This is a genomic window from Fulvitalea axinellae (genome assembly GCF_036492835.1).
Taxonomy (GTDB): domain Bacteria; phylum Bacteroidota; class Bacteroidia; order Cytophagales; family Cyclobacteriaceae; genus Fulvitalea; species Fulvitalea axinellae.
On sequence record NZ_AP025314.1, the window covers coordinates 2240903 to 2265277 of the forward strand.

Consider the following 24375-nt stretch of genomic DNA (forward strand, 5'->3'; position numbering starts at 1 on the left):
TTAATCTTTGTTATGGACGGAATTGGAGGAGCCTTAGGGCTGACAACGATCGGTATTGTATCGTTTGTAATAATTTTCATTTTTGCTTTCATAGTTAAAATGTATAATAAAGCCTCGCAGGGTGAGGTGTTGGTGCGTACAGGTGGTTTGGGCGGCGCTGACGCCAAACCGCGTGTTTCGGCTTCGGGACTTTTTGTGGTGCCCGTGATTCACCGCTTGGAAAAGATGGATATCCGCGTAAAGACCATCACCATTTCGCGTACTGGAAGCGAAGGTTTGGTTTGTAAGGATAACCTCCGCGCGGATATCAAAGTGACCTTCTTCGTACGTGTAAACGTAGACGAAGTTGCGCAGGTGGCTAAATCTATCGGTTGTGATCGCGCTTCGGATCCTGACACTTTGAAAGACCTCTACGAACCGAAATTCGCCGAGGCCCTGAAGACTGTAGGTAAGCAATTCGAATTCGTGCAACTTTACACCGCCCGTAAGGAGTTCAACTTGGCGATTGTTAACACTATCGGCACGGACTTGAACGGTTATCGTTTGGAAGACTGTGCGATTGACTTCTTGGAGCAGACGCCGGTTGACAAGCTGAATGACAGCAACATCTTGGATGCCGAAGGTATCAAGAAGATTACGGAGTTGACGGCCAAGCAGACCACACAGGCCAACTTGATCCAGCGTGACAAGGAAAAAACCATCAAGCAACAGGACGTGGAAGCTCAGGAGACTATCCTGAACTTGGAGCGCCAGAAGGTGGAAGCCGAAGAGCGTCAGCGTAAGGAAATCGAAACGATGCGTGCCCGCGAGCAGGCCGAGATCATGAAAATCCGTGAAGAGGAGCGTTTGAAGTCTGAAAAGGCCCGCATCGAAACGGAAGAGGCCGTGCAGATCGCAGAAGAGAATCGCTTGCGTGAAGTATTGGTGGCTTCTAAGAATAAAGAAAAGACCGACGCCGTGGAATCGGAGCGAGTGGATCAAGCTCGTCTCTTGGAAGAGACCGAGAAAGAGCGTATCGTAGAATTGGCTCAGATCGAAAAGGAGCGCGCTTTGGAGCAAGAGCGTAAGAATATCCAGGATGTGATTCGCGAGCGTGTTTCTGTAGAGAAAGCCGTGGTGGCCGAGCAAGAGAAGACCAAAGACTTGCAAGCCATTGCCGAAGCGGACCGTAACAAAGCCGTGGCGCTTAAGAACGCTGAACGCGACGCCGAGGCCAGCTTGGTGAAAGAGATCAAGGAAGCCGAAGCAGCCAAAGAAGCGTCCAAGTTAGAATCGGAGCGCATGATGATCGAGGCGAAAGCCAAGGAATCCGCCGCCGTTCACGACGCCGAGGCGATGAAGACATTGGCCGACGCCACAGCCGCCGAAGCCGCCGCTTTGGGTATGTCCGAAGCTCAGGTGATGGAAGCCAAAGCCTCCGCCAAGGAGAAGGAAGCCGAAGCCGAAGCTGCGATGGTGGAACTTACCGCCATGGCCGAAGCCAAAGGAATCGAGGCCAAAGGAGTGGCGCAAGCCGAAGCGGACCGTGGCCAAGGCAATGTGGACGCCGAAGTCTTGAAGAAGAAAGGTTTGGCGCAAGCCGAGGTTATCGACGCGCAGGCTGACGCCAAAGAAAAGCAGGCGATGATCGACGTGAAGGTGCTCAACGAGAAGTTGGCTGTGGAAGCGGCCGGCATCGAGAAGAAAGCCGAAGCGATGAAGGTTCTCGACCCGGCCTCTGTGGCGCACGAGGAATTCCGTTTGCGTTTGGAGCAGGACAAGGAAATCGAACTCGCTCGCATCGACGCTCAGAAAATCGTTGCGGCCGAGCAGGCTGGCGTATTGGGCGAGGCGCTCAAAGCTTCGAACATCGACATCATCGGTGGCGAGTCTATGTTCTTCGACAAGTTGACAAGCTCAATCACTACCGGTAAGGCCATCGACAAAGTGGTGGGCAACAGCCAGACTCTGACCGAAGTGAAGGACAGATTCTTCAACGGTGGAAACGGCAACGACTTCAAAGCCAATTTCCGTTCGTTCATCAGCCAATTTGGCGTATCGTCGGATGATCTCCGCACGATGACCATCTCGGCCTTGTTGATGAAACTAACTCAAAACGCCAAGAGCGACAGTGACCTGAACACTATCCGTCAGCTCGAAAATCTCTCGGACACCATGGGTGTAGGTGACAAAACGCCGGAGAGTCTCGGACTCCACGAATAGTCTGAGTAAAGAGTAAAGGGTAAAGCGTAAAGAGTATGGTGTCGTAACTTCGTCGCTTTTACTCTTTGCGCTTTGTTGTTTTTTAACGTTGATAAGCGTGTGATTTAAATTCTAAATCAATCCTTGACGGGATGTGGATGGAACGAGCCTCATTTCAGTTTTAAATTTGTGACTGATTCGTTTTGGGCGCGTTATGGATTGGGATTTCAGCACTCTGATTTTTTACTCTGGACTCTTTACGCTTTACTCTGTACCAAACTTATTACTCTGGACTCTTTACGCTTTACTCAAAAAAAACATGTCGGAAACTACCGAAAAACAAGATATACAACTGGACGGCGGTACATACGAAGTCCTGAAAACGCGTTTGCGGAAGGAGAGCGAAGTTCTGCGTGAACGCTTGAATGTTCTGAACGAAAACCGGAAAGACGTTTTCGGCGCCATCGACCTCTCGTTGTTGGCCACCGAACGCGTCACTACCGAATACAATTGCGTGCCTTGGGACATGTGTGCCATAGGCGATCATTTCCTGTTCGGCTATAACGTGCATATGGGGCTGAAGGTGGAGTACAAGCCTTCGGACGTATTCAGCATGTTTCGCTACGACGACCTGTCTTTCGTACACGAACCGTTGGACATGCTACAGGACGAAGCCTTTGTCAAGGATTTCAAGAACCTTTACAAATATTACAAAGGCACCCGGTTCGTCAAATTCGCCCGGATGGGTCAATACCTGCATATGGTTTTCCGCATTGGGCAGGGATTGGACGATATCAAGACATTTAAATGGCTGGTTAGCGAAGGGGAATTGCGTTATGTGGACGCCCGGAGCGATCACGAGCTGAAATACCCTTCCCAACACGAGTTTGAATGGATCAAGACTACCCGTGAGCAGTTTTGCGAAGGCGAACACCCGCATATTTCCATCGAGGACATCGTTTTTGTGGAGACGGTAGGCGGTGACTTGACCATAAAAGTAGAGGATAATACCGAAGACGGAAAAGGAATTTATAACGAGCTTGTCCAGCATAAGGAACAGCGATTGGAAGACGCCGAGGTGTATTACGCCATCTTGGGACATCTTGTTATACTGAAAATAAAACCCTATCAGGAAGAATTCCGGTATTTTGTCTATAACGCCAAGCTTCAGGAAGCAATTCGGATAGACGCGCTGGAGGATAGCTGTATCCTGTTGCCCGAAAACCACGGTTTAATCTTCTCCAACGGCTATTATTTGCAGTCCGGCGACTATAAGCAGTTCGACAATAACCTGTCGGATATGCTGTACGAGCGTTGCGTGCCTTCGCCTAATGGCGAAGACTTTATGTACGTATTTTACAATCGCCGGAAAGGGATTTACCTGTTGCTTCACTATAACCTGATTGCGCAGAAAGTGGAAAGCCCGGCGATTTGCCACGGTTACTCGACCTTCGAAAACGGGGAAATGTGCATGTTCCGGGCCGATGACGAACCGAAGAAGCACCATGTTGTCCAGATTTGGCAAACCCCTTACGTTGGGCCTGACTTCCAGCTGGAAGGGCAGTCGGATTCTTTCCTGTATAAGATCGGGAACAAGGATATTGTAAAAGCTATGGCCGAGTGTCAGGCTTTGTTGAATCTGGTCGGGAAAGAGGAAGCGTACCGAGACCAATATTTGGACATCATCAAGATGGCCACCGACTCCTTGGACACGTATCACTGGCTGGGCAAACCCGAGGCTTCGGAGTTGGCGGAGCCTCTGAAATCTATCCGTGAGACGGCGGTTGCGGCCGTGGACGAATACGAGAAAGTCCGCAAAATTCAACAGCATACGAATACGGAGGTCAAGCGGGTATCTAGGGAGGCTGATGATCTTATCGCTAGGCTTAAGCGTGAGGTCCCTCAGCTGATAGGTGACTTCGTCCAGAACCTGACCGACCTGCGCAAAGTTCGTGGCGAAGTGATTTCCCTGAAGGAACTCCGCTATGTGGACGAGTCCAAGGTGGAGAAGTACGAAGCTTCGCTAGCCGATTTCGCCGATCAGGTATCGAAAGATTGCGTTCGTTTCCTTTTGAAACCCGAAGCCTTGGAGCCATACGCCGAGCAGGTGGAGGCCATCCGTAAAGAGGTGGAGAAAGTCACGAAAGTGGTGGAGGCTGACGCCTTAGATGAGCGCATCACGGCGGTGTCGAACGAATTGGAGATGTTGATCGAGACGGTCAGCAACCTCAAGATCGACGACGCCACGGAAGTCACTCGCATCATCGACAGCATCTCGGGCATTTATTCCAGCTTCAACCAGATCAAAGCCTCGCTCAAGCGCAAGCGCAAAGAGCTGATGGGCGAGGAGGGACGCGCCGAGTTCAACGCCCAGATAAAGCTGGTGGACCAAGGCGCCGTCAATTTCCTCGACCTCTGCGACACGCCCGAGAAGTGCGAGGAATACATGACCAAGCTGATGGTTCAGCTGGAGGAATTGGAAGGCAAGTTCTCGGAGTTTGACGAGTTTATCGATAAGATTTCCGTCAAGCGCGACGAGCTTTACAACGCCTTCGAATCCAAGAAAATCACTTTGGTGGAGGCCCGCAACCGCCGCGCCACCACCTTGCAGAAAGCGGCCGAGCGTATCATCGCCTCGGTAAAGAGCCGTCTTTCTCGCTTCAAGGAAGTATCCGAAATCAACGGCTATATGGCCTCGGATATGATGGTGGAAAAAGTCCGTGGCATCGTGCAGGAACTCTTCGATCTTGGCGATTCCGTCAAGGCCGACGACATCCAAAGCCGACTCAAAACCGCCAAGGAAGACGCCCTGCGTCAGCTCAAGGACAAGTCCGAACTCTTCGTGGGCGGCGACAACATCATCCGTTTCGGTACTTATGACTTCGCCGTCAATACCCAGCCTTTGGACCTTACGATGGTCTATCGCGAGGGCCGGATGTTCTACCATCTAAGCGGAACGAACTTCTTTGAGGAAGTGACCGATGAGGAATTCAACGCCAGCCGTCCCGTTTGGGATCAGGCCACCGTGGCCGAAAACCGCGAGGTATACCGTGGCGAATACCTGGCCTATTTGATTTTGAAAGAAGCCGAAGCCAAGACGCTTTCCCTTTCGGAAGAAGAAGGCGTATTGAGCGTATCCGACCTCTCGGATATGGATCATGACGCCCTGATGGCCGTGGTGCAGCGCTATATGGCCCTGCGCTATAGCGAAGGCTACGTGAAAGGCGTGCATGACCACGACGCCACCAAGATTTTGGAAGCCCTCCTTGAGATGCAGACCCGTGTGGGGCTCCTGCGTTACGGCGCCTCTACCCGCGCCTTGGCCGGTTTTTACTGGAACCATTGGGAAGAGAAGGGCCAGCGTGAACTGTTCGAAGCGCAGATACACAGTGCTGGGATTATCCTGCGGGCCTTCCCCGATACGACGGAGTTCGAAGCCTTGAAAACCGAGCTCGGCGAACGCCTGCAAGCCTGTGCCGAAGCGACGGAACTTTTCGTCGTGCGTGATTTTGCAGAAGCGGCCGATTACCTTTTCGAACAAGTGGCCCTGAACGAAGCCTTTGTGGTGGACGGCAAGGCCTATGACCTGCGCAAGCGTTTCGAATCCGAACTGCGTGGACGCAAGGTCGATACCGCATTCGGTGAGTCCGTAGCCAAGTTGGAAGATCCGGCCTTGAAATACAGGCTCGTGCGCAACTGGCTCAAGGCCTTCACGCAGGACGCCGGCCTTGAGGCCGAAATACGTTTCGTGGACGAAGTGGCCGTGATGTTGCTCGATGGCGAAACCGATAAGAAAAGCGTGCGCGAGGTACGCCTCGAACGTGAACTGGAAGAGATGCAGGGCGCCCACGACCGTCTGGCCGAACAGCGCTACGGCTTGCACTTCCACGACTTCAACCGCCGTCTCGGCGACTACGCCAGCGACACCGTGCCGATGTACGGACGCTTTCAGGAACTGAAACAGCAGATGTCCGCCGACTTCGCCGAGGCCCTGCGCCTGAGTGAGTTCAAACCGCGCGTGCTGTCCTCCTTCGTACGGAACCAATTGCTCGACAAGGTCTATCTGCCCATCATCGGCGCCAACCTCGCCAAGCAGATCGGTACCGCCGGCGAAGGCAAGCGCACCGACCTCATGGGCATGCTCCTGCTCATCTCGCCTCCGGGCTACGGTAAGACGACCATCATGGAATACGTCGCCAACCGCCTCGGGCTGGTCTTCATGAAGATCAACGGCCCCGCGCTCGGGCATGAAGTGGTGTCCGTGGACCCCGCTCAGGCGGGCAACGCCGGCGTTCGTCAGGAATTGGAGAAGTTGAACCTCGCCTTTGAGATGGGCGACAACGTGATGATCTACCTCGACGACATCCAGCACTGTAACCCCGAATTCCTGCAGAAATTCATCTCGCTCTGTGACGGCCAGCGAAAAATCGAGGGCGTGTACAAGGGCAAGACCAAAACCTACGACTTCCGTGGCAAGAAAGTCTGCGTAGTGATGGCCGGCAACCCATACACCGAGAGCGGCGACAAGTTCCGCATCCCGGACATGCTCGCCAACCGTGCCGACATCTACAACCTCGGCGACATCCTGGGCGAATCGGATCACGAGTTCAAGCTCTCGTATATCCAGAACTGCCTCACCTCTAATGCGACCTTGGCCAAACTGGCGGCCAAGAGCCACAAAGACGTGCTCAGCGTGCTCAAGATTGCCGAGACCGGCAACCGCGAAGGCGTGGAATTCGAGGCCAACCACTCGGCCACCGAGATAGGCGAGTACACAGAGGTGCTCAAAAAGCTCCTCTACGCCCGCGACGTCATCCTGAAGGTGAACCTGGAGTACATCCGCTCGGCGGGACAGGCCGAAGAGTTCCGTACCGAACCGCCGTTCAAACTGCAGGGCTCGTACCGCGATATGAACAAGATAGCCGAGAAAGTGGTGCCCGTGATGAACGACAAGGAACTGCGCACGCTTATGGTCTCGCACTACGAGCGCGAAGCCCAGACCCTGACGGCCGGCGCCGAAGCCAACCTGCTCAAATTCCGTGAGCTGATAGGCATCGCCACCGACGACGAGCTCACCCGCTGGGAAGAGATCAAGGAAGTCTTCCGCAAAAAGCAGAAGCATACCCTATCAGGCGGCAACCAACTGGGCCAAATGCTGGAACAGGTGGAACGCATGGCGGAGAGCCTTGGTAGGATTGCTGGGGAGAGGGAGAGTGTTTGATATAGTGTGCTTCAATATAAAAAAGCTGGCACTGAAGTGTTGTCAAGTTACTTCAGTGCCAGCTTTTTTCATTTTATAGGTTGTATTTTAAGAAAGTTTATTCATTTGTATGGTTTTAACTTAAGCTGAATAGACCTGTAAGATTTCTTGATGAGTAATTTTAACATTGAAAATAAATCATTTAATTCACGTTAAGTATGCGGAGATTTATTTTCTATGAATATCTTCTGAAAATATTGTCAGTTTTTTATTTATTAGGTTCATTTTTTATGGTTGAAATTATCCAAGATAAGTTAGATATCAGGTTGGATTTTGACCCTGATGTTGAAGATCCATCAAGGTTGTTTCGTGCTTTTGCAGAGATTATTGATAGTGTAAATTCGCTGGATTTACAAATTGCACGATCAATAGATCCTAATGTGGAAAATAAACTCTTTTTGAAAGATATAGAGAAAGGTTCACTCATTGCGAAATTAGAAAAATGGATAACTTTAGATCCGTCTAATGAACTCAAGATCACTCCACTACCAGAGTCAAATGATGTTAGAGAATATCTTAATGAAAGTCGGCAAGTTAGTTTGAAGAGTCTCAATTCGGACTCTCAAGATCTTGAATCATTAGAAAGACTGACTGCGAAAATAGATGATATAGCTAAATCAAAAAATATTGATAAATACTTTAACTATAAAAAGGTTGAGGTGCTTCCGGTTGCAGAAAATCTAAACAAGATATCACATGCGTCAAATAAGTTAGCGGATAAAGAAACCTTTGATATTATTTCTAATCATGACTCCACCGAATTAAATAATACCTCACCCAAGATCAATATTGAAGACATTAAAACAGCTTTAACAAGCGAAGTTATTGAGAATACAACAACAGAGGTGTATAAAATTAAGAAACCAGACTTCTTAGGTGAATCCAGGGCCTGTTCATAAAGCGTCTGAGAAAATAGGAGCTTACCACCATGAATTGCAATTTTGAATTACCACAAACAAACTTGCGGTTGATGGATAAGCTCCCAAAAAAACGAAATTAATCAATACTACCTCCAGTTACAACTAAGCCTTGTAGACCACAGGAACGCCAAGGGGAAGAAGCACGAACTGGCTTTTGTCGTACTGTGCTTTATGCTTGCCGTATTCAGGAGCGGAGGAAAACTCAATTTCTCACAGATTCACCGCTCAATGAAAAGGGATCACGATTATTGGCGGGATTTCACAGGTGGTAAAAGTAAGTGTTGTGTGAGCCGTGTTCAACTCCGAAGAATCCTGAAGGATACAGATATACAGGGACTTAAGGCGGTTGCTGAAACCACTTTTAACGCAAACGAAACTATAGATCCGCAAGCTCTTCAATGGTTTTCGATTGACGGTAAAGAACTCCGGGGGAGTATCGACAAATCCTCAGGGGACAAACGCGGGGAAAGCGTGGTTCTGGTTACCGCGCAAGAAGATAAAACCAGCAAGGTTGTAGGCTACTATTCGGGTACCAAAGACTCCGAGCGGGGTATTGTCGACGAATATTTTGAAACTCAATCCGGTCTTTCGGGAACGGCTTATACGATGGATGCCCTTCACAATAATTCCGGGTTACTGGAGGGAATCCATGGAAAACGGGGCGTCTACCTTTCACAAATAAAAGGGAACCAGAAAATACTCCGTGAAGACCTTCGAGACATGGAGCGGAGATCAGAATGTTTGGATTATAAAAAGACCGTCGAAAAGGGCCATGGCAGGATCGAAACAAGAATATACCGGACCTACCCGGTGGAAACGGGATGCTTGGAGCGTCGCTGGTCGAATACGGGGATGAGCTGCTTCATACGGGTAGACCGTACCCGTAAAGTCGTTAAAACAGGAAAAACATCAAGCGAGACATCATACTACGTCAGCAATATAAATACCGGTCTTATTGATCAATACAACTTGCCTAACGCCGTAAGGGGACACTGGTCCGTAGAGGCAAACAATAATATGAGGGATACGAACTTCGGAGAGGACGGGTTAAGGAGCCTTGTCTCTGGTATACAGCAAAGTGTTTCATGTATTTTGACTGCTGTAATGAATATTTTGATCCAAAGGAACGCTGGTGAAAATATGAATGAAATGCGAGAGGAGATCGTAGCAGATATAAATTCTATTCACCAATATTTTAATAGATAGACCTTTATGAACAAGCCCTGTAGGTGAATCCCAATGGGTTTTCAAACATGGAAGGTCTTCTATTCAAGCTAAAATACTCGATGTGAAATGGTTAAAAACATTTTTGTCAGGTCATATTAAGGTTGCTCCAGGGGATTCTTTAAAAGTATTGGTAAAGACTAGTGCTAGCTACAATAAAAATAGGGATCTAATCAATGAAGACAGAAATATTGTTAAAGTAATTGATATAATCCATAAAAATGAGCAATCAAAAAAATCACCTAGTATCTCTGTCTGAGTTACTTTTTACCGTATTACCCGTAATAATCATATCGATCATATTTTTGTTTGAAGAAAAGTATGGGAAATTATTTTATAATACTGAGTGGGCTATTTGTGCAATTATTTTATTTGGTCAGTCAATTGTAAAATTCTCCAGTGGTACAAGTAATTCTCAAAAGCGTTTCACTTGGCAGAAAATTGCATTGATTATAACTTTAATTATAGTTTTAGGGTTGATACCCTCTATTATTTTTCTTGTTATTAACATTCTTCATAAGGAAGAAGATCCAAGCTTTTTTTTGCATATGGTTCAAATTATTTGGGCTTTACTAAGTGGAGTTGTGTTTTTTTATATAGGTGGGCTTGGCCAAAAATTTTTAGAAGAAAAAAACTAATTTTTCTTGACCCCGGCTTGCGTCAGTGTGTTTAACGGCCATCGCAAGCATCTTTGCTTGCGACGGCGATGGGAGTTAGTGTCGTGAGATTGTTTCTTAAATCTACTTTGTTTTGAAAATGAGAGTATTGAATGTCGTTGTTGCCTTATGTTTTGGATTTCTGAGCGCTAGTGTTTTTTTCGGATGTAATTCATCCAAGATAGTTTCCCAGAAAGCGGAGACGGTTCCTATTGAAAGAATTTTGGATCCAACGAGTAAGTACATAAAGCTTTACATGGGGTTTACGGTTACTAAATTTGACACTTTAGCGAATATCAGGGTAGTGAAAGTTATAGGACCTATTGTGGACTCCTTGTTTGTTGATAGTTTGAGTGTCTATGCAGAGAAGCGTATCAGGGAAGAAAGGTGGACAGCCGGAAAACAGAGAGGGAGAAAAGTTGATGTCGATATCATGTGGCCCCTTCAGTTTGATGCTGAGGAATGGGGTGGAAAGTTTAGTGATGATTGAGTAATTGTTCCCGGCTCCAGCTAACCGTATTTAACGGCCATCGCAAGTGTCCACACTTGTGATTTTCATATTAGCAAGCGTCCACGCTTGCCCGTTCAGTTTTTTCAACCTGGTGTAGGCAAGCGAGGACGCTTGCGGTTTGTATAGTCACAAGTGAAGACACTTGCGACGGCTGTTAGCCTTTAGATGACGATCACATCCAGCATACCGCATTGTTCTGTGTAGTAGTCAATTGCGCTACTGTATAAGTAATGTTCAGGGCTAGATACAATGCCCGCTTTTACCGGATTTTCGTGGATGTATTTGATCTTTTGTCGAACTACTTTAGGCGTGAATAACTCAATAGGGTGGTTGTCTTGTCTCCAGAGTTGGAAGTGTTTGTTGTTGCTGTTCTTTTTGCCGGCATAGCGGAACGCTCGAAGCATCCATTCCTTTCGGCTCTCCGTTTTGCTGTTGTGTAGTGTCTCGTGAATCTTTTTGGAAGTGAAGCCCTTCAGGTCCCGAATGGTTTCCAAAGTTGGGGAGTGTCTTTAGCGCGTCGCGCCACCAAGTGGGCGTGATTGCTCCCCCGGCTCGCGCCAGCATGTTTAACGGCCATCGCAAGTGTCCACACTTGTGATTTTTATATTAGCAAGCGTCCTCGCTTGCCCGTTCAGCATTTCCAATCTGGAGTGTGCAAGCGAGGACGCTTGCGGTTTGTATAGTCACAAGTGAAGACACTTGCGACGACTGTTGGCGTGGAAAGGCTAAAAATATCTTTGTGAAATACAGGTTAAATATAGAATCGTTGAGTCAATTGGAGCCATGCAAGAAGAGTTTCGATTATGACTCAGAGTATGATGACTTTAGTTCAATCTCTTCCGATATATCTGATGTTCTACATGAAATGGGAGTGGTGTTCCAGCTTCAAGTTGATAATGTTGAAATTCCGATCTTCATATGGGGAGACTTTGAATATTTTCTTGATGGATTTTATGAGTATGCGGGATTTCTTTTCTCTAATCAGAAAAGCGAATTCATGTTTGAGTTACTTGAGCAAGGCATAGAGACACAAGTTTGTTTTTCGATTGAAGATGATAGGGTAAAAGTAAGTGAAGAGAATTTTTATATGGGAAGTTATTATGTGAAAATGAATGAATTGAGATCTGACTTTAAGCGGTTCTTTAAAGAGTTTATTTCACTAATTGATCTACTTATTCCAGGGATAAGTTTACATACTTGGTTTAAGCAATGGCGAGAGGGTATTCAGTCAATTATAAATGATGTCCACGGCTCTCCGGCTTGCGCCAGCTTGTTTAACGGCCATCGCAAGTGTCCACACTTGTGATTTTTATATTAGCAAGCGTCCACGCTTGCCCGTTCAGTTTTTTCAATCTGGTGTGTGCAAGCGAGGACGCTTGCGGTTTGTATAGTCACAAGTGAAGACACTTGCGACGGCTGTTAGCCTTTAGATGACGATCACATCCAGCATACCGCGCTGTTCTGTGTAGTAGTCAATTGCGCTACTGTATAAGTAATGTTCAGGGCTAGATACAATGCCCGCTTTTACCGGATTTTCGTGGATGTATTTGATCTTTTGTCGAACTACTTTAGGCGTGAACAACTCAATAGGGTGGTTGTCTTGTCTCCAGAGTTGGAAGTGTTTATTGTTGCTGTTCTTTTTGCCGGCATAGCGGAACGCTCGAAGCATCCATTTCTTTCGGCTCTCCGTATTGCAGTTGTGTAGTGTCTCGTGAATCTTTTTGGAAGTGAAGCCTTTCAGGTCCCGAATGGTTTCCCAAAGTTGTGGAGTGTCTTTAGCGCGTCGCGCCACCAAGTGGGCGTGGTTGCTCATCAGGCACCAGCTGAAAATCTCCAGACCTTTGTTCGTTTGGCAATAGCGCAGGTTTTCCACAAAAATATCTTTGTAGACGGGGCGTGTGAAGACGTCGATCCAATGTACTGTGGCGAAGCTGATGAAATATAAGCCTTCCGGGTTTCGGAACTTGTATGCTGTGCTCATTCTTCTGAATGGTCAAAGACTGTTCCTTATTGTGGGTTTATACACATTGGGAAGAATGTGATATATATGCCCTGGCCTGCACCAGTGTGCTTAATGGCCATCGCAAGTGTCCACACTTGTGATTTTTATATTAGCAAGCGTCCTCGCTTGCCCATCTAGCCTTTCCAATACGGTCGAGGCAAGCGAGGACGCTTGCAGTTTTTTTGTCACAAGCGAAGACGCTTGCGACGGCGTGGGTAAATTCTGAAGGCAAAATTCCAGCGACTACTCGTGAGGAATTGCAACACTTTCTATAATCTCTAAACCGAAGGAAAACCGGTCTCGAAAAATCGAATGGCTAATCAACACTCCCGGAAAAGATGAATAAAAACTCGGCGGTTTCGGGAAAACACTAAAAAAGCCCCGCCAAAAGGCAGGACCATATAAGAATAGGGGGAATAAACCCTTGGTTTAGGCGCACCTCTCCCGGAGTTCGGAATATATCCGCCTTGCCTTAGAGCGCTTTGGTCGTGTTTCGGTCTTCGGTTCCGGTTTCTTTTTGACTTTCGGGCTGTCGTCGTAGAGGCCTTTGCGGTATAGCTCTGGGTGGTACTTGGCCACATAGAGGCGCAAAGCAGGACGCATCAGCGTAGGATTAATGGGTTTTATGCCGCAGTGATACAGGCTTTTGCGCCGAATACGGCAATATATCCGGTACGATAATCTGCCGTAGCGCCAATATTGGTCGCAAATATCGTCGGAGGCCCAGACAACCAGCAAGCGATCGGGGCCGGAGCGTTTTCGTCCTGCTATCGGAGGAAATACGGCACGCGCGGGCGAGCCTTTTCTTTCATTGGTAGTCGCCAAATACTTCCGGGCTTGATAAAGCTTGTGGGCGTTTTCGGCGGTGTAAACTCCCATAAAGTCATTACGGCGCAATTCGCGGGAGACAGTCGATGGGTTTATGCCCAGCCACTTCGCCACTTGGCGTATGGACATGCCCTTGGCTTTGCATCTTTGTATCCAGATGCGGTCTGTCAGGTTTAGGTGCCGGTATTTGCCTTTTACCATCATCGGTTATGTAAGAGCAAAATGTTTGCCTTGCCAAACCCGTGTAACAACTTGAAAATGTAAGGAATCGGGGCACCAAAAACGAGTTGAAAAACTGTTTCCCCCAGCACGCTTTAGCGTGTTTAACGGTCATTGTAAGGTACAGTTTTTGAAAATAAGCAAAACTATATTCCTATATTTACGGCACCAGAAAAGAGGGAGTTTGGTTTTTGATATTCAGACATCTTACGACGGAATCGTAAAACCTTTTGTTCTCTTATAAAGAAAAAATCACTTTCAATAACTTGGATTGAACGGCCACGTAGGTTTTCGTTTTTACAGACACCATCTTAAGGTCTCCAAACCTGTGTTTTCTTGGCAATGCCGAAGGCTTTCAACTAATATATTGTTGTAAGTTGGACGGGTGAACAGGTCTATCCAGTGTACTGTGCCGAAGCTGATAAAATATAAACCTTCAGGGTTGCGGAGTTTATAGGATGTACTCATCTTGGTGTTTTGGCAAGGATCATTACTTGGTCGTGGAGGTAAGGTCGGGTACTTGTTGTTTGATGTATCGCAAATAGGGCCCCTTGTAACGACGCTTATTCATTTTTTTTCGTAAAATTTTAATTTTGAAAGATTTTTTAGGAGAGGCCAACAAGTTGTTCTCGAAAATCAAATTGGAATATGTAAAGGGTGTTGATCTAGTGTTCGCTGTAGTGTTCCTGTCTGTGTTTTTTAACAAAGGATCACAGAAAAAATTCGATTTATTTAAAAACGCCTCGATAAGCAAAGCTTATGTATATAGGTCGACTTCTTCCTGAAAAAAGGTGCTACAAGTATAAGTTTGAAACGTACTCGGGTGATGTAAGGTACGGTAATGTCAGTCGAAATGCGACTGTGAGTACTGGGTGACATTACTTGGTTTTATATATAACGGAGAGGAGTTTGTGCTGTTGGTTGATCGTCCCATGGGCAAAGAGGATGAACTGGACGTTATGAGGGATGAGATTTCGGATTATGAGATTAGGCAAGCGATGCTGTATGGAGTGGTATAATATGTACGCTTATATCTTAGCTACTGTAGGTGTTCGAGCTTTTATTATACAGCAAGGTTAGTTCAAAAGCTTCTGGTTTGGTGTGTCACAAGCAAATATGCTTGCTTTGAAGGGAAGGAGTGCGGTGTTGTTTTTCTTTCATGTCATATAAAAATATCCAAAGTAATTGCCCGAAATATATTATTTATTACTTTTAAAATATAAATAAAATAAAAATAAAATAAAAATAAAATAAAAATAAAATAAAAATATTTTGCGTTATGATGAGATGTTTGTTTGTTGTCTCGTGTTTCTTTGTTTTTTTAGGAGCGAAGGCTCAGAGTAAAATTGATTATACCGTAAGCCGGCCATATCATGATGACTTATTATTGGTTAAGATGCTGGCACATGATACAGAAGATTATGTCCTTTTTATAAGAAGGGATAAGAATAAAGTCGGTATACAGCTTTTTAACTATTCGGAGATGAAAATGGTGGCTAATAATTACTATAAAGACCTCCCCAAGGACTTTCGAATAGAAGCCGTGCGGAAAATGGATGGACGAGCCTATCTTTTTTATTCGGTTGAAAAGTCGTCGCAACAACGGCTTTTCGCCAGAGAAATAGATATGAATCAGGGAGTGTTTGTTGGTCTTGAAAAAACAATATTTGACTTCAAGAAAGAGGTAGTTGCCCCACAATCTAGACAACGCAACGATGCTGTCATCAGTCCGAGTTTAATGAATAGGAAATTTGACTTTTCTTTGTCTCATGATGAACGGAAGCTGATGGTCTATTGTCAAGTGAAAAAAGATGGCGGAAAAAAAGTTCGGAAAAACGTTCAGTTAGCGTATAAGGTATTTGACCCATCTTTGGGTGTGTTGCGTAAAGGCGAAGTGTCAATCAAGAATCTTGTTAAAAAAACACAGGCATTGGGTGGGCAAGTTAATAAGGACGGTATCCCCTTTTTTGTCACGTCGGATTACACTGGGTTACACCTTTACAAAGTATCTCCCGAACTGAAGATTTTGCATACGTTAGAGCATATGGGGTATGATAGGGGGAAAACAGTTTGTTTAGCGGACAACTCCAGTCAAGAGATAGTAATTGTGGCTAATTATGTAATGACTAGAGAGAAGAAGCAGAAAGGTCTTTCTGATATTGTTCTGGGAACACACTATGCGAGATTTGATTCAGAGGGTAAGAAACTTAAGGATTCGGCAGAAGAATTTCCTAAAAGCTTATTGAAAAAGTCATGGAATACAAAAATGATATTTTGTGAGATGCTAGGGCTTCAGTTGTTTGGTGAAGATCAGTTTTTGGCGATAAATGAGGAAAGAGCCGTAAACATCAGTTATAGCCTTCAACCAAAATCTGGAGGGAATGCAACAGGGTTTGAGAATAAACGTGATCAAATGGCTCTCGGGGGTGATTATGTAATAACGGCAAAGGATTCAGAAGGAAATACGAAATGGGTACGGCGGTTACCCAAAAATCAAATTCCACATGCTTGGCATCGACTTACGGCGGGTATGAAGCACTTAGATATGGGCGAGAGTCATTATTTTGTGTTTATAGACCATAAAGTGAATGAAGGTGTTTTGAACGGAGCTGAGAATAAGAAAATAAAGTCTTATTTGACGGGACAGAAGTCAGGAATTGTTTATGCTTATCAGGTGGAGAAAGAGAGCGGGAGGGTTTATAGGCATAGGCTGTTCGATAAGCGTAATTTGAGAAAAGGCCTTAAGGGTACCGACTTTAAGATGAACCGGATTACAAAATTGAATGAAAAAGAATTTTTAATAGAATTGAGCAGAGGTAGTTCGAGTTCGTTTGTTGTCAAAGTGAGCGTTAATGAAGGAAGTGCGTTATAACCCTCCTTCGAAACGATTTGTGATGTATTGGAGCGCCAACATTACCAAGATCACCCGGGTAATGTTGACACTTTTGTTTTAATTGCTTGTATACAAGTTTAGAATCTTAGGGTTGGTCTGTGGTAATTCTAAAACTCTCCTGACATAAGGCTGTCATCAGGGCGATCTAAATTTATGAAACGTTAAAATGGATGATTAGTCAGTTACTTTTAATGAATTCAATTCTCCTTCTTGTAGAAGGCTAAATCAGATCTTAAAAATACAAACAGTCAGACTTATGAGTAATCAAATGATCCAAACGTTTCATGTAGTCGGTATTTCTGTAAGAACAATTAATGAGAATGGCCAGGCCATGAAAGACATCGAGGCTTTGTGGGGAAGATTTTGGGGAGAGGGAATCGAGAAACAAATTCCTAACAAGGTGAATGATGATATCTATGCGGTATACACCGATTATGTGACTGACCATACGGGACCATATACTACCATTATTGGAGTGCTGGTCAATTCGTTGGCAGATATTCCAGATGGCTTCGTGGGGGTGACTATTGAGGCAGACCACTACAAAAAGTATGTTTCAAAAGGGAAGATGCCAGAGGCGGTAGTCCATACTTGGATGGAAATATGGGAGGATGAAAAATTGGATCGGTCTTATAAAGCGGATTTTACTGTTCACGGTGAAAAATACCACAACGGTAATGAAGCTGAGGTTGAGACTTTTATTTCTGTGCAGGAGTGAACCTCGAGTGTGACTTAAAGATTATTTTGACCTTCAGGAATGTTTCTGAGGGTGTTTTTTAGTTTAGAAATTTGTCTAGCGAAGATGTCAATCTTTAGTAATAATTGCTTGCAGAAAATATATAAAAGGCATTTCTGGTGTTAATGCTAAGTTGGTTGATTCATGTATAACTTTAAAAGTTTCGCGTTTAACCTAAAGACCTTAGAGTTCTATGATGTAAGACCTAAGTACTTGAGGTATCTTGATAATTGGGATATTTCAGGAAAAGGAGGTGGGGGAACGGCGAATGGAAAAGTAATGTATTTGAGTGTTTGTATTCTTTTGGACTTAACGAAATGTGTGTGTTGCAATAAGTCAATCACGCATTACGAAAGCTTGCATACCAATGGAGATTGGCTGTGGAGCGGTGATTTGAATCATTATTTACTTCACCATAAGCTCTTTATTTCGGATGAGTTTGCGGAGGCGGTACAACAAGTGCCGGATAGAAGAGCCTGTATCGAGATTACGGAGCGTTTTGAGGAGTTTATTGATAATAGATTTTCGTCATTTTCTCAATATTTAAAGAGTGGAGATGTGAAAATCAAAGTGTTGGCTCGTTGTGGCAACGAAAATAAGAACTGGCATTGGGTGGACCGCAATCCGCCTTATATTGAGGGAGATAAACCTGGAAGTGAGAGAGAGCGAAAGCATTTTTTTATAGAAGATAAAGCTATTGATGGTTATAAGTTTTATGCGGTAGACTATATCTCAGAAGACTGCGGTGAATTTGATAAAAATATGAGGCTGGTTTATTACTAGAGATTTTTTCAATGCTTTCTCAGGAAATAAACGGAGGTATGAACGTGGGTTTTGGATAAAAAATTATATGTTCCCGATGTCTTATGAAAGATATCCCGATAAGAACTGTCCAACCGTCCGATTTTACCGGAAATTTTACGATCAGAAACCTGAGCGATGTCCTGATGGATAAGGATATGAACGAGGGACTACATCGTCACGATTTCTATTTTCTTTTGATTCTTCGGAAGGGAGAGGGAGAACACCATATAGATTTCCAGCATTATCCCGTGGGCGACAGAATGGTTTTTCTGATTCGTCCTTGGCAGGTGCATCAGTTGAGGCTTAAGCGGGGGAATAAGGGATACCTTTTGTTTTTCGACGCGTCGTTTTACCCGTCCAAAGAACCGCAACGTATGGCGATGCTTAGGAAGGTGGCCCTGACTAACGCCTATACCTTGCCACAGTCGGAGTTTGCCAGACTGTTATCGGTTGCGGAATCCATTTTTGAGGAATACAAGGGGCGGGGCTTTGCGTATAAGGAGGCCGTAAAAGCGTATTTGGAAATCATTTTTATAGAATTGGGCAGGCAGTGCCGAACGGGGGTTGATGAGCGAAATCCCGATTCACTGAAGAGGTTACAGCTTGAGGAGTTTCTGGATTTGCTGGAAACCCGGATTTGCGAACAGAAGCAGGTTTCTTATTACGCGGAGCGCTTGAGTCTTACGCCTTATCAACTAAACGCGATGACCAAGAGGGCTTTGGGAGCGACTTGCTCGCAGTTGATAACCAAGCAGATCGTATTGGAGGCGAAGCGTAATTTGTTGGCCACCTCAAGCCAAGTCAACGAAATCGCTCACGGATTGGGCTATGAGGATCCCGCTTATTTTATCCGATTTTTTAAAAAACAGACAGGCTTTACCCCTGAAGCTTTTCGTAAGAACTTTAGCTAAGTCCTGCCGTTTTTGCGGGATGTCCTATCCGTCAAGTGTCCTTCAGCCGTAATTTTGTTCAAAAATTATGACTATGAGCACATTATTCAAAACCCTTATCGTTGGCGTTGGAGCTACCGTTGTTATGGATGTTTTTACCTTCTTATTGAATCTGATAGGCATAAAAACGCTGGATTACCGTCTTCTTGGGCGTTGGGTTGGGCATATGTTTAAAGGGAGGTTTAGTCATCAGACGATCGTCGATTCCCTTCCGCTGCCATATGAGCAACTGATTGGATGGTTTACGCATTACGCTATCGGAATATCCTTTTCGTTTCTTTTGGTAGCTGTTGTGGGCGATAAATGGTTGGAGTCGCCAAGTCCTTTGCCGGCTTTGGTTTTCGGAATCGTGACCATTGTGGCTCCGTTCTTTCTGATGCAACCGGCTTTCGGTTTCGGCCTTGCGGCTTCGAATCTTCCCGATCCGGGAAAAGTCCGGATGCTGAGTTTCGTAATACACGCCGTTTTCGGGATGGGATTGTATTTGAGCGCTTTTTTGTTGGCCTTGCGGACGAGGTAATTTGCCTGATACCTTCCGCCCACTTAATGAGCGGGCCATTTTCTGAACCAAAGACCGCTGTTTTCACTTCAATACAGAAAAAGCGTTTATGGGTATGCGTCATGCGGTAATTACGGGTGCGAGCAAAGGGTTGGGCTTTGTGACGGCAAAGGTTTTGTCTGAGAATGGATTTGAGGTAACGGGCATTGCCCGAAAGGCGCCGGACGAGTTTCCGGGTAACTTTTACGAGGCAGACCTGTCCAACGCCGAAGCTACAAAAGAGGTTTTGGAACGGATTGCGACCGAACGTACGGTTGACGCTTTGTTTAATAATGTCGGAACGGTAAATCCGCAGTCTATCGATGAGTGGACCTGCGAGAGTTTTGATGAGGTGATAAATCTCACCCTGCGTACCGCAATGTTGACTACCCAAGCTTTCGTGCCGGGAATGCGGGCCAAGGGCTGGGGACGTATAGTCAATATGTCCAGTATTTTGGCTTTGGGCTATCCGAATCGCTCGAGTTATTGCGCTTCTAAGTCGGCGATGCTAGGCCTGACCCGCAGTTGGGCGATGGAATTGGTAAAAGACGGGATCACGGTAAATGCCGTGGCGCCCGGGTTTATCGAGACGGACCTTTTCAGGCGGGCGAATCCGCCGGGAAGCGATGGCGAAAAAAGGTATGTGTCGATGATTCCGAACGGGCGGATAGGGAAGCCCGAGGATGTAGCCGAAACTGTCAGGTTTCTGATGTCCGAGTCTGCGTCTTATATTACCGGTCAGACGCTGTATGTTGACGGGGGCGTTACTTTGGGGCGGTTGGGGTTTTAAGGCGGAATTAAAATATCAAGAGAAGTGGGCGTTGGTGCCAACGCCCACTTTTTTATCATTAAACAGTAAAAGGGCTACGTCGTATGTTCGCGCTTGTTAGGAACCGTGAAAAAATTTGACTCAATAAAATCCGAAACATTAAAGGTTGTCAAACTGGAAGTAACCCCACCAAAGACTTTGTTGGATAAACTGGAGGGGCGTGGAGGTATTGAAATCTTGTGGGATTTAGTTTTGTGATTTTTAAACCTAACGGTTTTTTTATGGATCATGATAGGGAGTCGAAAAAGTAAAGCTGAGATTTAAGCCTTGCAAAGCCGATTGAAGGCTCAAACCTCGTGAAACCAATTTTTTAGATTTTATAAATCGCTTAACCGAACGGTTTATTCTGGGGTATTCAGCCAAGCGTTCCAATTTTTTGATTAGGTTGTCGGGAAATGCTTTTTTGCCGATGAGTGTTCCCATGATTTGCCCGGCAATTGAACAGTTTGTGTCCGTGTCTCCACCGATCGAAACCAGTTTCGAAAAAATCTCTTCCGGGCCAAATGCAAGTGTTTGGTTGGCCGCCGCGATAGCCAAGGGTACCGAGTTTACAACATACCCGTCATTTCCCAAGGCGCCGATGGCTTCTAGGTTTTCCATTTCTTTAACCCTGATTAGCCTGTCCCTGACCCTTGTGTCGGGAATCTGCGGGATTATTTTTTCGACCAAACAAGATTTGCCGTTCCAGTTTCCGTTGAGAATCTCCCTTATGGCCAGAACTACGCATTTTGCCCCAACGTACGCTTCGTCATTGTGATGGGTGAGAAAACAAATATCCCGAACAATTGAATAATCTATTTCGTCAAGAAAGGCCAGTGGAGCTATGCGCATGGCGGGCCCATTCCCGGCCGCATATTCGCCTTTTCGTCCCGCAAGACTCCAATGAGCGCCAACATCCAAGGCCCTGAAGGCTCCCAAAGTACTGGCGCCAAGTCCCGATAATTTGCCTTTTCTAAAGTCGCTTAAGAATTTATCCGCTATCGTTTCCGGACTAATCTCCGCCGTCTCGGTCATAGCCTCAACCGTAGCCAATGTCAATTGCGTATCATCGGTAATCTGCCATTTGGGCTCTTGGGTTTTCGGTTTTCCAAAAAGGTAATATGCCGATTCGTTTTCTTTAGTCAAATACTCGTAGCCACTGCCGTAAGCGTCTCCGATAGCGCCCCCGAGTATGCATCCTTCGAACTGATCCGCCTTGTTCATGAATTGGGTTTTGAAAGCTTTCGCAAAGATATAGAGATTATTTGTTTGGAGCCGATTAGTCCATGGTCCTGAATTCCGAAGGCAACATGCCGGTGTTTTTTTTGAAAAAACGGGTGAAGTACGAAGGGTCTTCGTAGCCAAGCTGGAAGGCGATTTCGTTTACGCTGAGCGCTGTCTGCTTTAGTAAAACCTTAGCGCCCAATACCAAGGCTTTTGTTAGCCAATCCCGAGCCGTTTCCCCCGTTAATTGTTTTACGGTTTTGTTCAGGTGGTTGGGAGAAACGTGCAGTTTGTCGGCATAAAACTTTACAGAATGCTCTTTTGAGATATGTTTGAAAATGACGCTCTTGAAACTGTTCATCAAATCTTCCTGCCGTGAAAAATTACTGATGTCAATCTGTTCCGGAAGAGCGCTGTTCAGCTCAAATAGCATGGCGACCAAATACGCTCTGAGTTTGCCCGCGTTGTGCGGTCCATGGTACTCTTGGTGCATCCTTTCCAAAATACTGGAAACGGCTTCAAACGTATCCTGATTAAGGGTCAGGGCGTGATGATGCATGAACTGGTTTAGCCTTTCGAACTGTTTGGTGACATTGGTGGTGAATTGCGATTGGATAAGAAAATCGTAACTGAAATGACAATAGAAGCCTTGTACGTCCTTTGAAAAACCCAAAAGGGAGGTGATTTGGTCTTGTTGCCAGAGATGTGCCTGGCCTTTGCGGACCTTCACCTCGTTGAGGTTGCACATCTTGGTCATCTCACCGTCAGTTATGAGGTAGAATTGGGAAACCTCCCTTCGGTAAGGAGGTATGGGCAATTTAATTATGTTCTTGAATTCCTCGAATTTGGCTATCAGAAACCTGTCCGGATCCCCTTTGTACAAATGGTCACGTTCGCTTCCTTTTTCAAAGAATTTTTCCCTGAACTCGCTTGTCGAAAATTTTGATATGCTTGATTCCTGTGCGTTGCGTTTCATTCTGCTCATCTATCTCCAAACTTAATAGGTAACGCCTTGATTGTCGATACGTTAGATTGTTTTGTTCTGTTATTCGATTGTTTTAAGCTAATTCTATGAGGGGGATATGGTTTAAATTTGTAGCAAAACAAAAGATAATGCAATGAATAAATTTAATTTTAATCATTTACTGCTTTTTATAGCAACGGTAATTGTGGGTGTTGGATGCGACAAATGTGACGATACTGATCCGCAAGACCCCGATGACGGAAAGAAACAGATGTTTGTGACTTCGGCGATGACAACCGATACGCAAATGACGCTGAAAAGCGTATTCTTCGTAAACGAAAGACTGGGTTACGCCACCGGCGGAGATCCTCTTATGTATCCAAAGTCGAGATGTGTTATTCTTAAGACCGTGGACGGCGGTGAAAACTGGAATACGGTTTGGGACAAGACATACGACCATCCGGGAGTGATTGCCGAATCCGTTTACGCAACGTCCGAAGACGATGTTTTCGTGGCTTATTCGAATGCCGCTATTTTTAGAAGTGGCGACGCTGGAGCCTCATGGGAAAAAGTGTGCGATTATTCTCACAAAAAATCGAGGCTAACGGGCATTGCCTTCAGTGACGCAAATAACGGTATGGCAGTGGGCAATTTGTCTAACGGAACGGAAGGTTATATCCTGACTACGTCGGATGGGGGCGAACACTGGGATGATCCGCTGGATCCGCACTGGCGTAAGTCTTCGACGGAGTCGAACGTTTTAAAAGAAGCGGTTAAAAACAATCCTTTTTCATCGATTAATTTTTTCCACGGAAACCAGATGGAAGTGACGACTTATTTGACGGGCGGATTGTTGAACCGTGGGGTCGTTACGTCACATCAAAAAAGTTCAGATCAATGGAACGTGATGGAACCGAACAACCCTACGGCGCCTCGATTTGAGGATTTGGCGGTTGAGTACAAATTCATTGTGGCTGTGGGAAGTAACGGCGTTATTAGCGGAAACAATGAAAAAGGTGCGATGTATGCTTCTAAAGACGGTGCGGGTGCGCAATGGTTGCCCATAGATTATGGAGCCGATAACAAGCTGAAAGCGGTGGGACTCAAGAATAACACTATCGTGGCTGTGGGTTGGAATAAAGCCAATAATTTGACAAAGCCCGAGTTCGTGACTGTGTCTTTGGACAAAGGGGACACGTGGCAACGAATTCAGCACGACCACGTAACCGCAGGTTGGGAGGATGTTTTTATGGTCTCGGATAAGAAAATATTTATGGTGGGAAGCAAAGGCCTGATCATGAAGCTGGAAATCAATGCGGGTTCATGATCCGCAAATGCCCAAATTGTGTTTTCTCATAATAACCTTAAAACCCCGATAGGTCTATGATTCTGGCTTGAACATGGCTTTAAGCCGAAAACCGAAAGCGGAACCTTAATGTGGTTCCGCTTTTATATAGCGAGATGCTATAAGAGGTATTAGTCTATGGAGCTCAGTAGAGGCGATTTTTTTGGCTGGAATAAGAAGAAGCTTTGTTCGTTCGGATAAGGCGTTTTGATTTGTTTGTAAGGTTAAGTTCCATTTACCCGTATGTCCCTGAAAAGGAGTGAAAACCATAATTTCCAATAAATGAAAAAGGGCCCGCTTGGGCCCTTTAGG

Annotated in this window: 21 protein-coding genes; 15 read left to right on the forward strand and 6 right to left on the reverse strand. The window is 45.7% G+C overall.

Features of this window, described 5'->3' with window-relative positions:
• Positions 1–99 precede the first annotated feature (99 nt).
• From AABK39_RS08790 to AABK39_RS08815, 6 genes are all read left to right on the forward strand, one after another.
• Positions 100–2202: a flotillin family protein gene (locus AABK39_RS08790; protein WP_338394558.1), complete on the forward strand. Its 2103-nt coding sequence runs from the start codon at positions 100–102 to the stop codon at positions 2200–2202.
• A gap of 298 nt (positions 2203–2500) precedes the next feature.
• Positions 2501–7402, forward strand: a complete 4902-nt coding sequence (locus AABK39_RS08795) for a DNA repair ATPase (protein ID WP_338394559.1) — start codon at positions 2501–2503, stop codon at positions 7400–7402.
• Positions 7403–7671: 269 nt separating this feature from the next.
• On the forward strand, positions 7672–8340 hold the full coding sequence (locus AABK39_RS08800) for a hypothetical protein (RefSeq protein ID WP_338394560.1): 669 nt from the start codon (positions 7672–7674) through the stop codon (positions 8338–8340).
• Positions 8341–8532: 192 nt separating this feature from the next.
• Positions 8533–9567: an ISAs1 family transposase gene (locus tag AABK39_RS08805; protein WP_338391371.1), complete on the forward strand. Its 1035-nt coding sequence runs from the start codon at positions 8533–8535 to the stop codon at positions 9565–9567.
• 239 nt (positions 9568–9806) lie between these two features.
• A complete protein-coding gene (locus AABK39_RS08810) occupies positions 9807–10223 on the forward strand; it encodes a hypothetical protein (protein WP_338394561.1) in 417 nt (138 codons plus the stop codon).
• Positions 10224–10335: 112 nt separating this feature from the next.
• Positions 10336–10731: a hypothetical protein gene (locus AABK39_RS08815; RefSeq protein ID WP_338394562.1), complete on the forward strand. Its 396-nt coding sequence runs from the start codon at positions 10336–10338 to the stop codon at positions 10729–10731.
• 182 nt (positions 10732–10913) lie between these two features.
• On the opposite strand, the gene AABK39_RS08820 is transcribed toward AABK39_RS08815, so the two are convergent.
• Entirely contained in the window at positions 10914–11246 is a 333-nt protein-coding gene (locus AABK39_RS08820; protein WP_338394563.1) for a transposase, read from the reverse strand.
• Positions 11247–11491: 245 nt separating this feature from the next.
• Here AABK39_RS08820 and AABK39_RS08825 point away from each other — a divergent pair, with 245 nt between their 5' ends.
• Positions 11492–12058, forward strand: a complete 567-nt coding sequence (locus AABK39_RS08825) for a hypothetical protein (protein WP_338394564.1) — start codon at positions 11492–11494, stop codon at positions 12056–12058.
• A gap of 120 nt (positions 12059–12178) precedes the next feature.
• Here AABK39_RS08825 and AABK39_RS08830 read toward each other — a convergent pair whose 3' ends face one another.
• The 3 genes from AABK39_RS08830 to AABK39_RS08840 form a co-directional block, all read right to left on the reverse strand.
• On the reverse strand, positions 12179–12733 hold the full coding sequence (locus AABK39_RS08830) for an REP-associated tyrosine transposase (RefSeq protein ID WP_338394565.1): 555 nt from the start codon (positions 12731–12733) through the stop codon (positions 12179–12181).
• Positions 12734–13183: 450 nt separating this feature from the next.
• Positions 13184–13786 carry a helix-turn-helix domain-containing protein gene (locus tag AABK39_RS08835; protein WP_338394566.1) on the reverse strand — a complete coding sequence of 201 codons (603 nt, stop codon included), beginning with the start codon at positions 13784–13786 and terminating at the stop codon, positions 13184–13186.
• Between the two features lie 312 nt (positions 13787–14098).
• Complete coding sequence (locus AABK39_RS08840) at positions 14099–14269, reverse strand: hypothetical protein (RefSeq protein WP_338394567.1); 171 nt, start codon at positions 14267–14269, stop codon at positions 14099–14101.
• A gap of 404 nt (positions 14270–14673) precedes the next feature.
• Between AABK39_RS08840 and AABK39_RS08845 the strand changes: the two genes are divergently transcribed.
• The 7 genes from AABK39_RS08845 (at position 14674) to AABK39_RS08875 (ending at position 20512) form a co-directional block, all read left to right on the forward strand.
• Positions 14674–14820, forward strand: a complete 147-nt coding sequence (locus AABK39_RS08845; RefSeq protein WP_338394568.1) for a hypothetical protein — start codon at positions 14674–14676, stop codon at positions 14818–14820.
• Between the two features lie 260 nt (positions 14821–15080).
• Entirely contained in the window at positions 15081–16673 is a 1593-nt protein-coding gene (locus AABK39_RS08850; protein WP_338394569.1) for a hypothetical protein, read from the forward strand.
• A gap of 277 nt (positions 16674–16950) precedes the next feature.
• The gene (locus AABK39_RS08855; RefSeq protein WP_338394570.1) at positions 16951–17412 is read left to right on the forward strand and encodes a GyrI-like domain-containing protein; all 462 of its coding nucleotides are present in this window, start codon (positions 16951–16953) and stop codon (positions 17410–17412) included.
• A gap of 231 nt (positions 17413–17643) precedes the next feature.
• A complete protein-coding gene (locus AABK39_RS08860) occupies positions 17644–18213 on the forward strand; it encodes a hypothetical protein (RefSeq protein WP_338394571.1) in 570 nt (189 codons plus the stop codon).
• A gap of 83 nt (positions 18214–18296) precedes the next feature.
• Positions 18297–19145: a helix-turn-helix domain-containing protein gene (locus AABK39_RS08865; RefSeq protein WP_338394572.1), complete on the forward strand. Its 849-nt coding sequence runs from the start codon at positions 18297–18299 to the stop codon at positions 19143–19145.
• 73 nt (positions 19146–19218) lie between these two features.
• Positions 19219–19704, forward strand: a complete 486-nt coding sequence (locus AABK39_RS08870; protein WP_338394573.1) for a DUF2938 domain-containing protein — start codon at positions 19219–19221, stop codon at positions 19702–19704.
• 94 nt (positions 19705–19798) lie between these two features.
• Positions 19799–20512 (forward strand): SDR family oxidoreductase, encoded by a 714-nt coding sequence (locus tag AABK39_RS08875; RefSeq protein WP_338394574.1) that lies wholly within the window; start codon positions 19799–19801, stop codon positions 20510–20512.
• A gap of 258 nt (positions 20513–20770) precedes the next feature.
• Here AABK39_RS08875 and AABK39_RS08880 read toward each other — a convergent pair whose 3' ends face one another.
• Entirely contained in the window at positions 20771–21754 is a 984-nt protein-coding gene (locus AABK39_RS08880; RefSeq protein ID WP_338394575.1) for an ADP-ribosylglycohydrolase family protein, read from the reverse strand.
• 55 nt (positions 21755–21809) lie between these two features.
• Positions 21810–22739 (reverse strand): helix-turn-helix domain-containing protein, encoded by a 930-nt coding sequence (locus AABK39_RS08885; RefSeq protein ID WP_338394576.1) that lies wholly within the window; start codon positions 22737–22739, stop codon positions 21810–21812.
• 133 nt (positions 22740–22872) lie between these two features.
• On the opposite strand from AABK39_RS08885, the gene AABK39_RS08890 reads away from it, so the two are divergent.
• Positions 22873–24045 carry a hypothetical protein gene (locus tag AABK39_RS08890; RefSeq protein ID WP_338394577.1) on the forward strand — a complete coding sequence of 391 codons (1173 nt, stop codon included), beginning with the start codon at positions 22873–22875 and terminating at the stop codon, positions 24043–24045.
• Positions 24046–24375 lie beyond the last annotated feature (330 nt).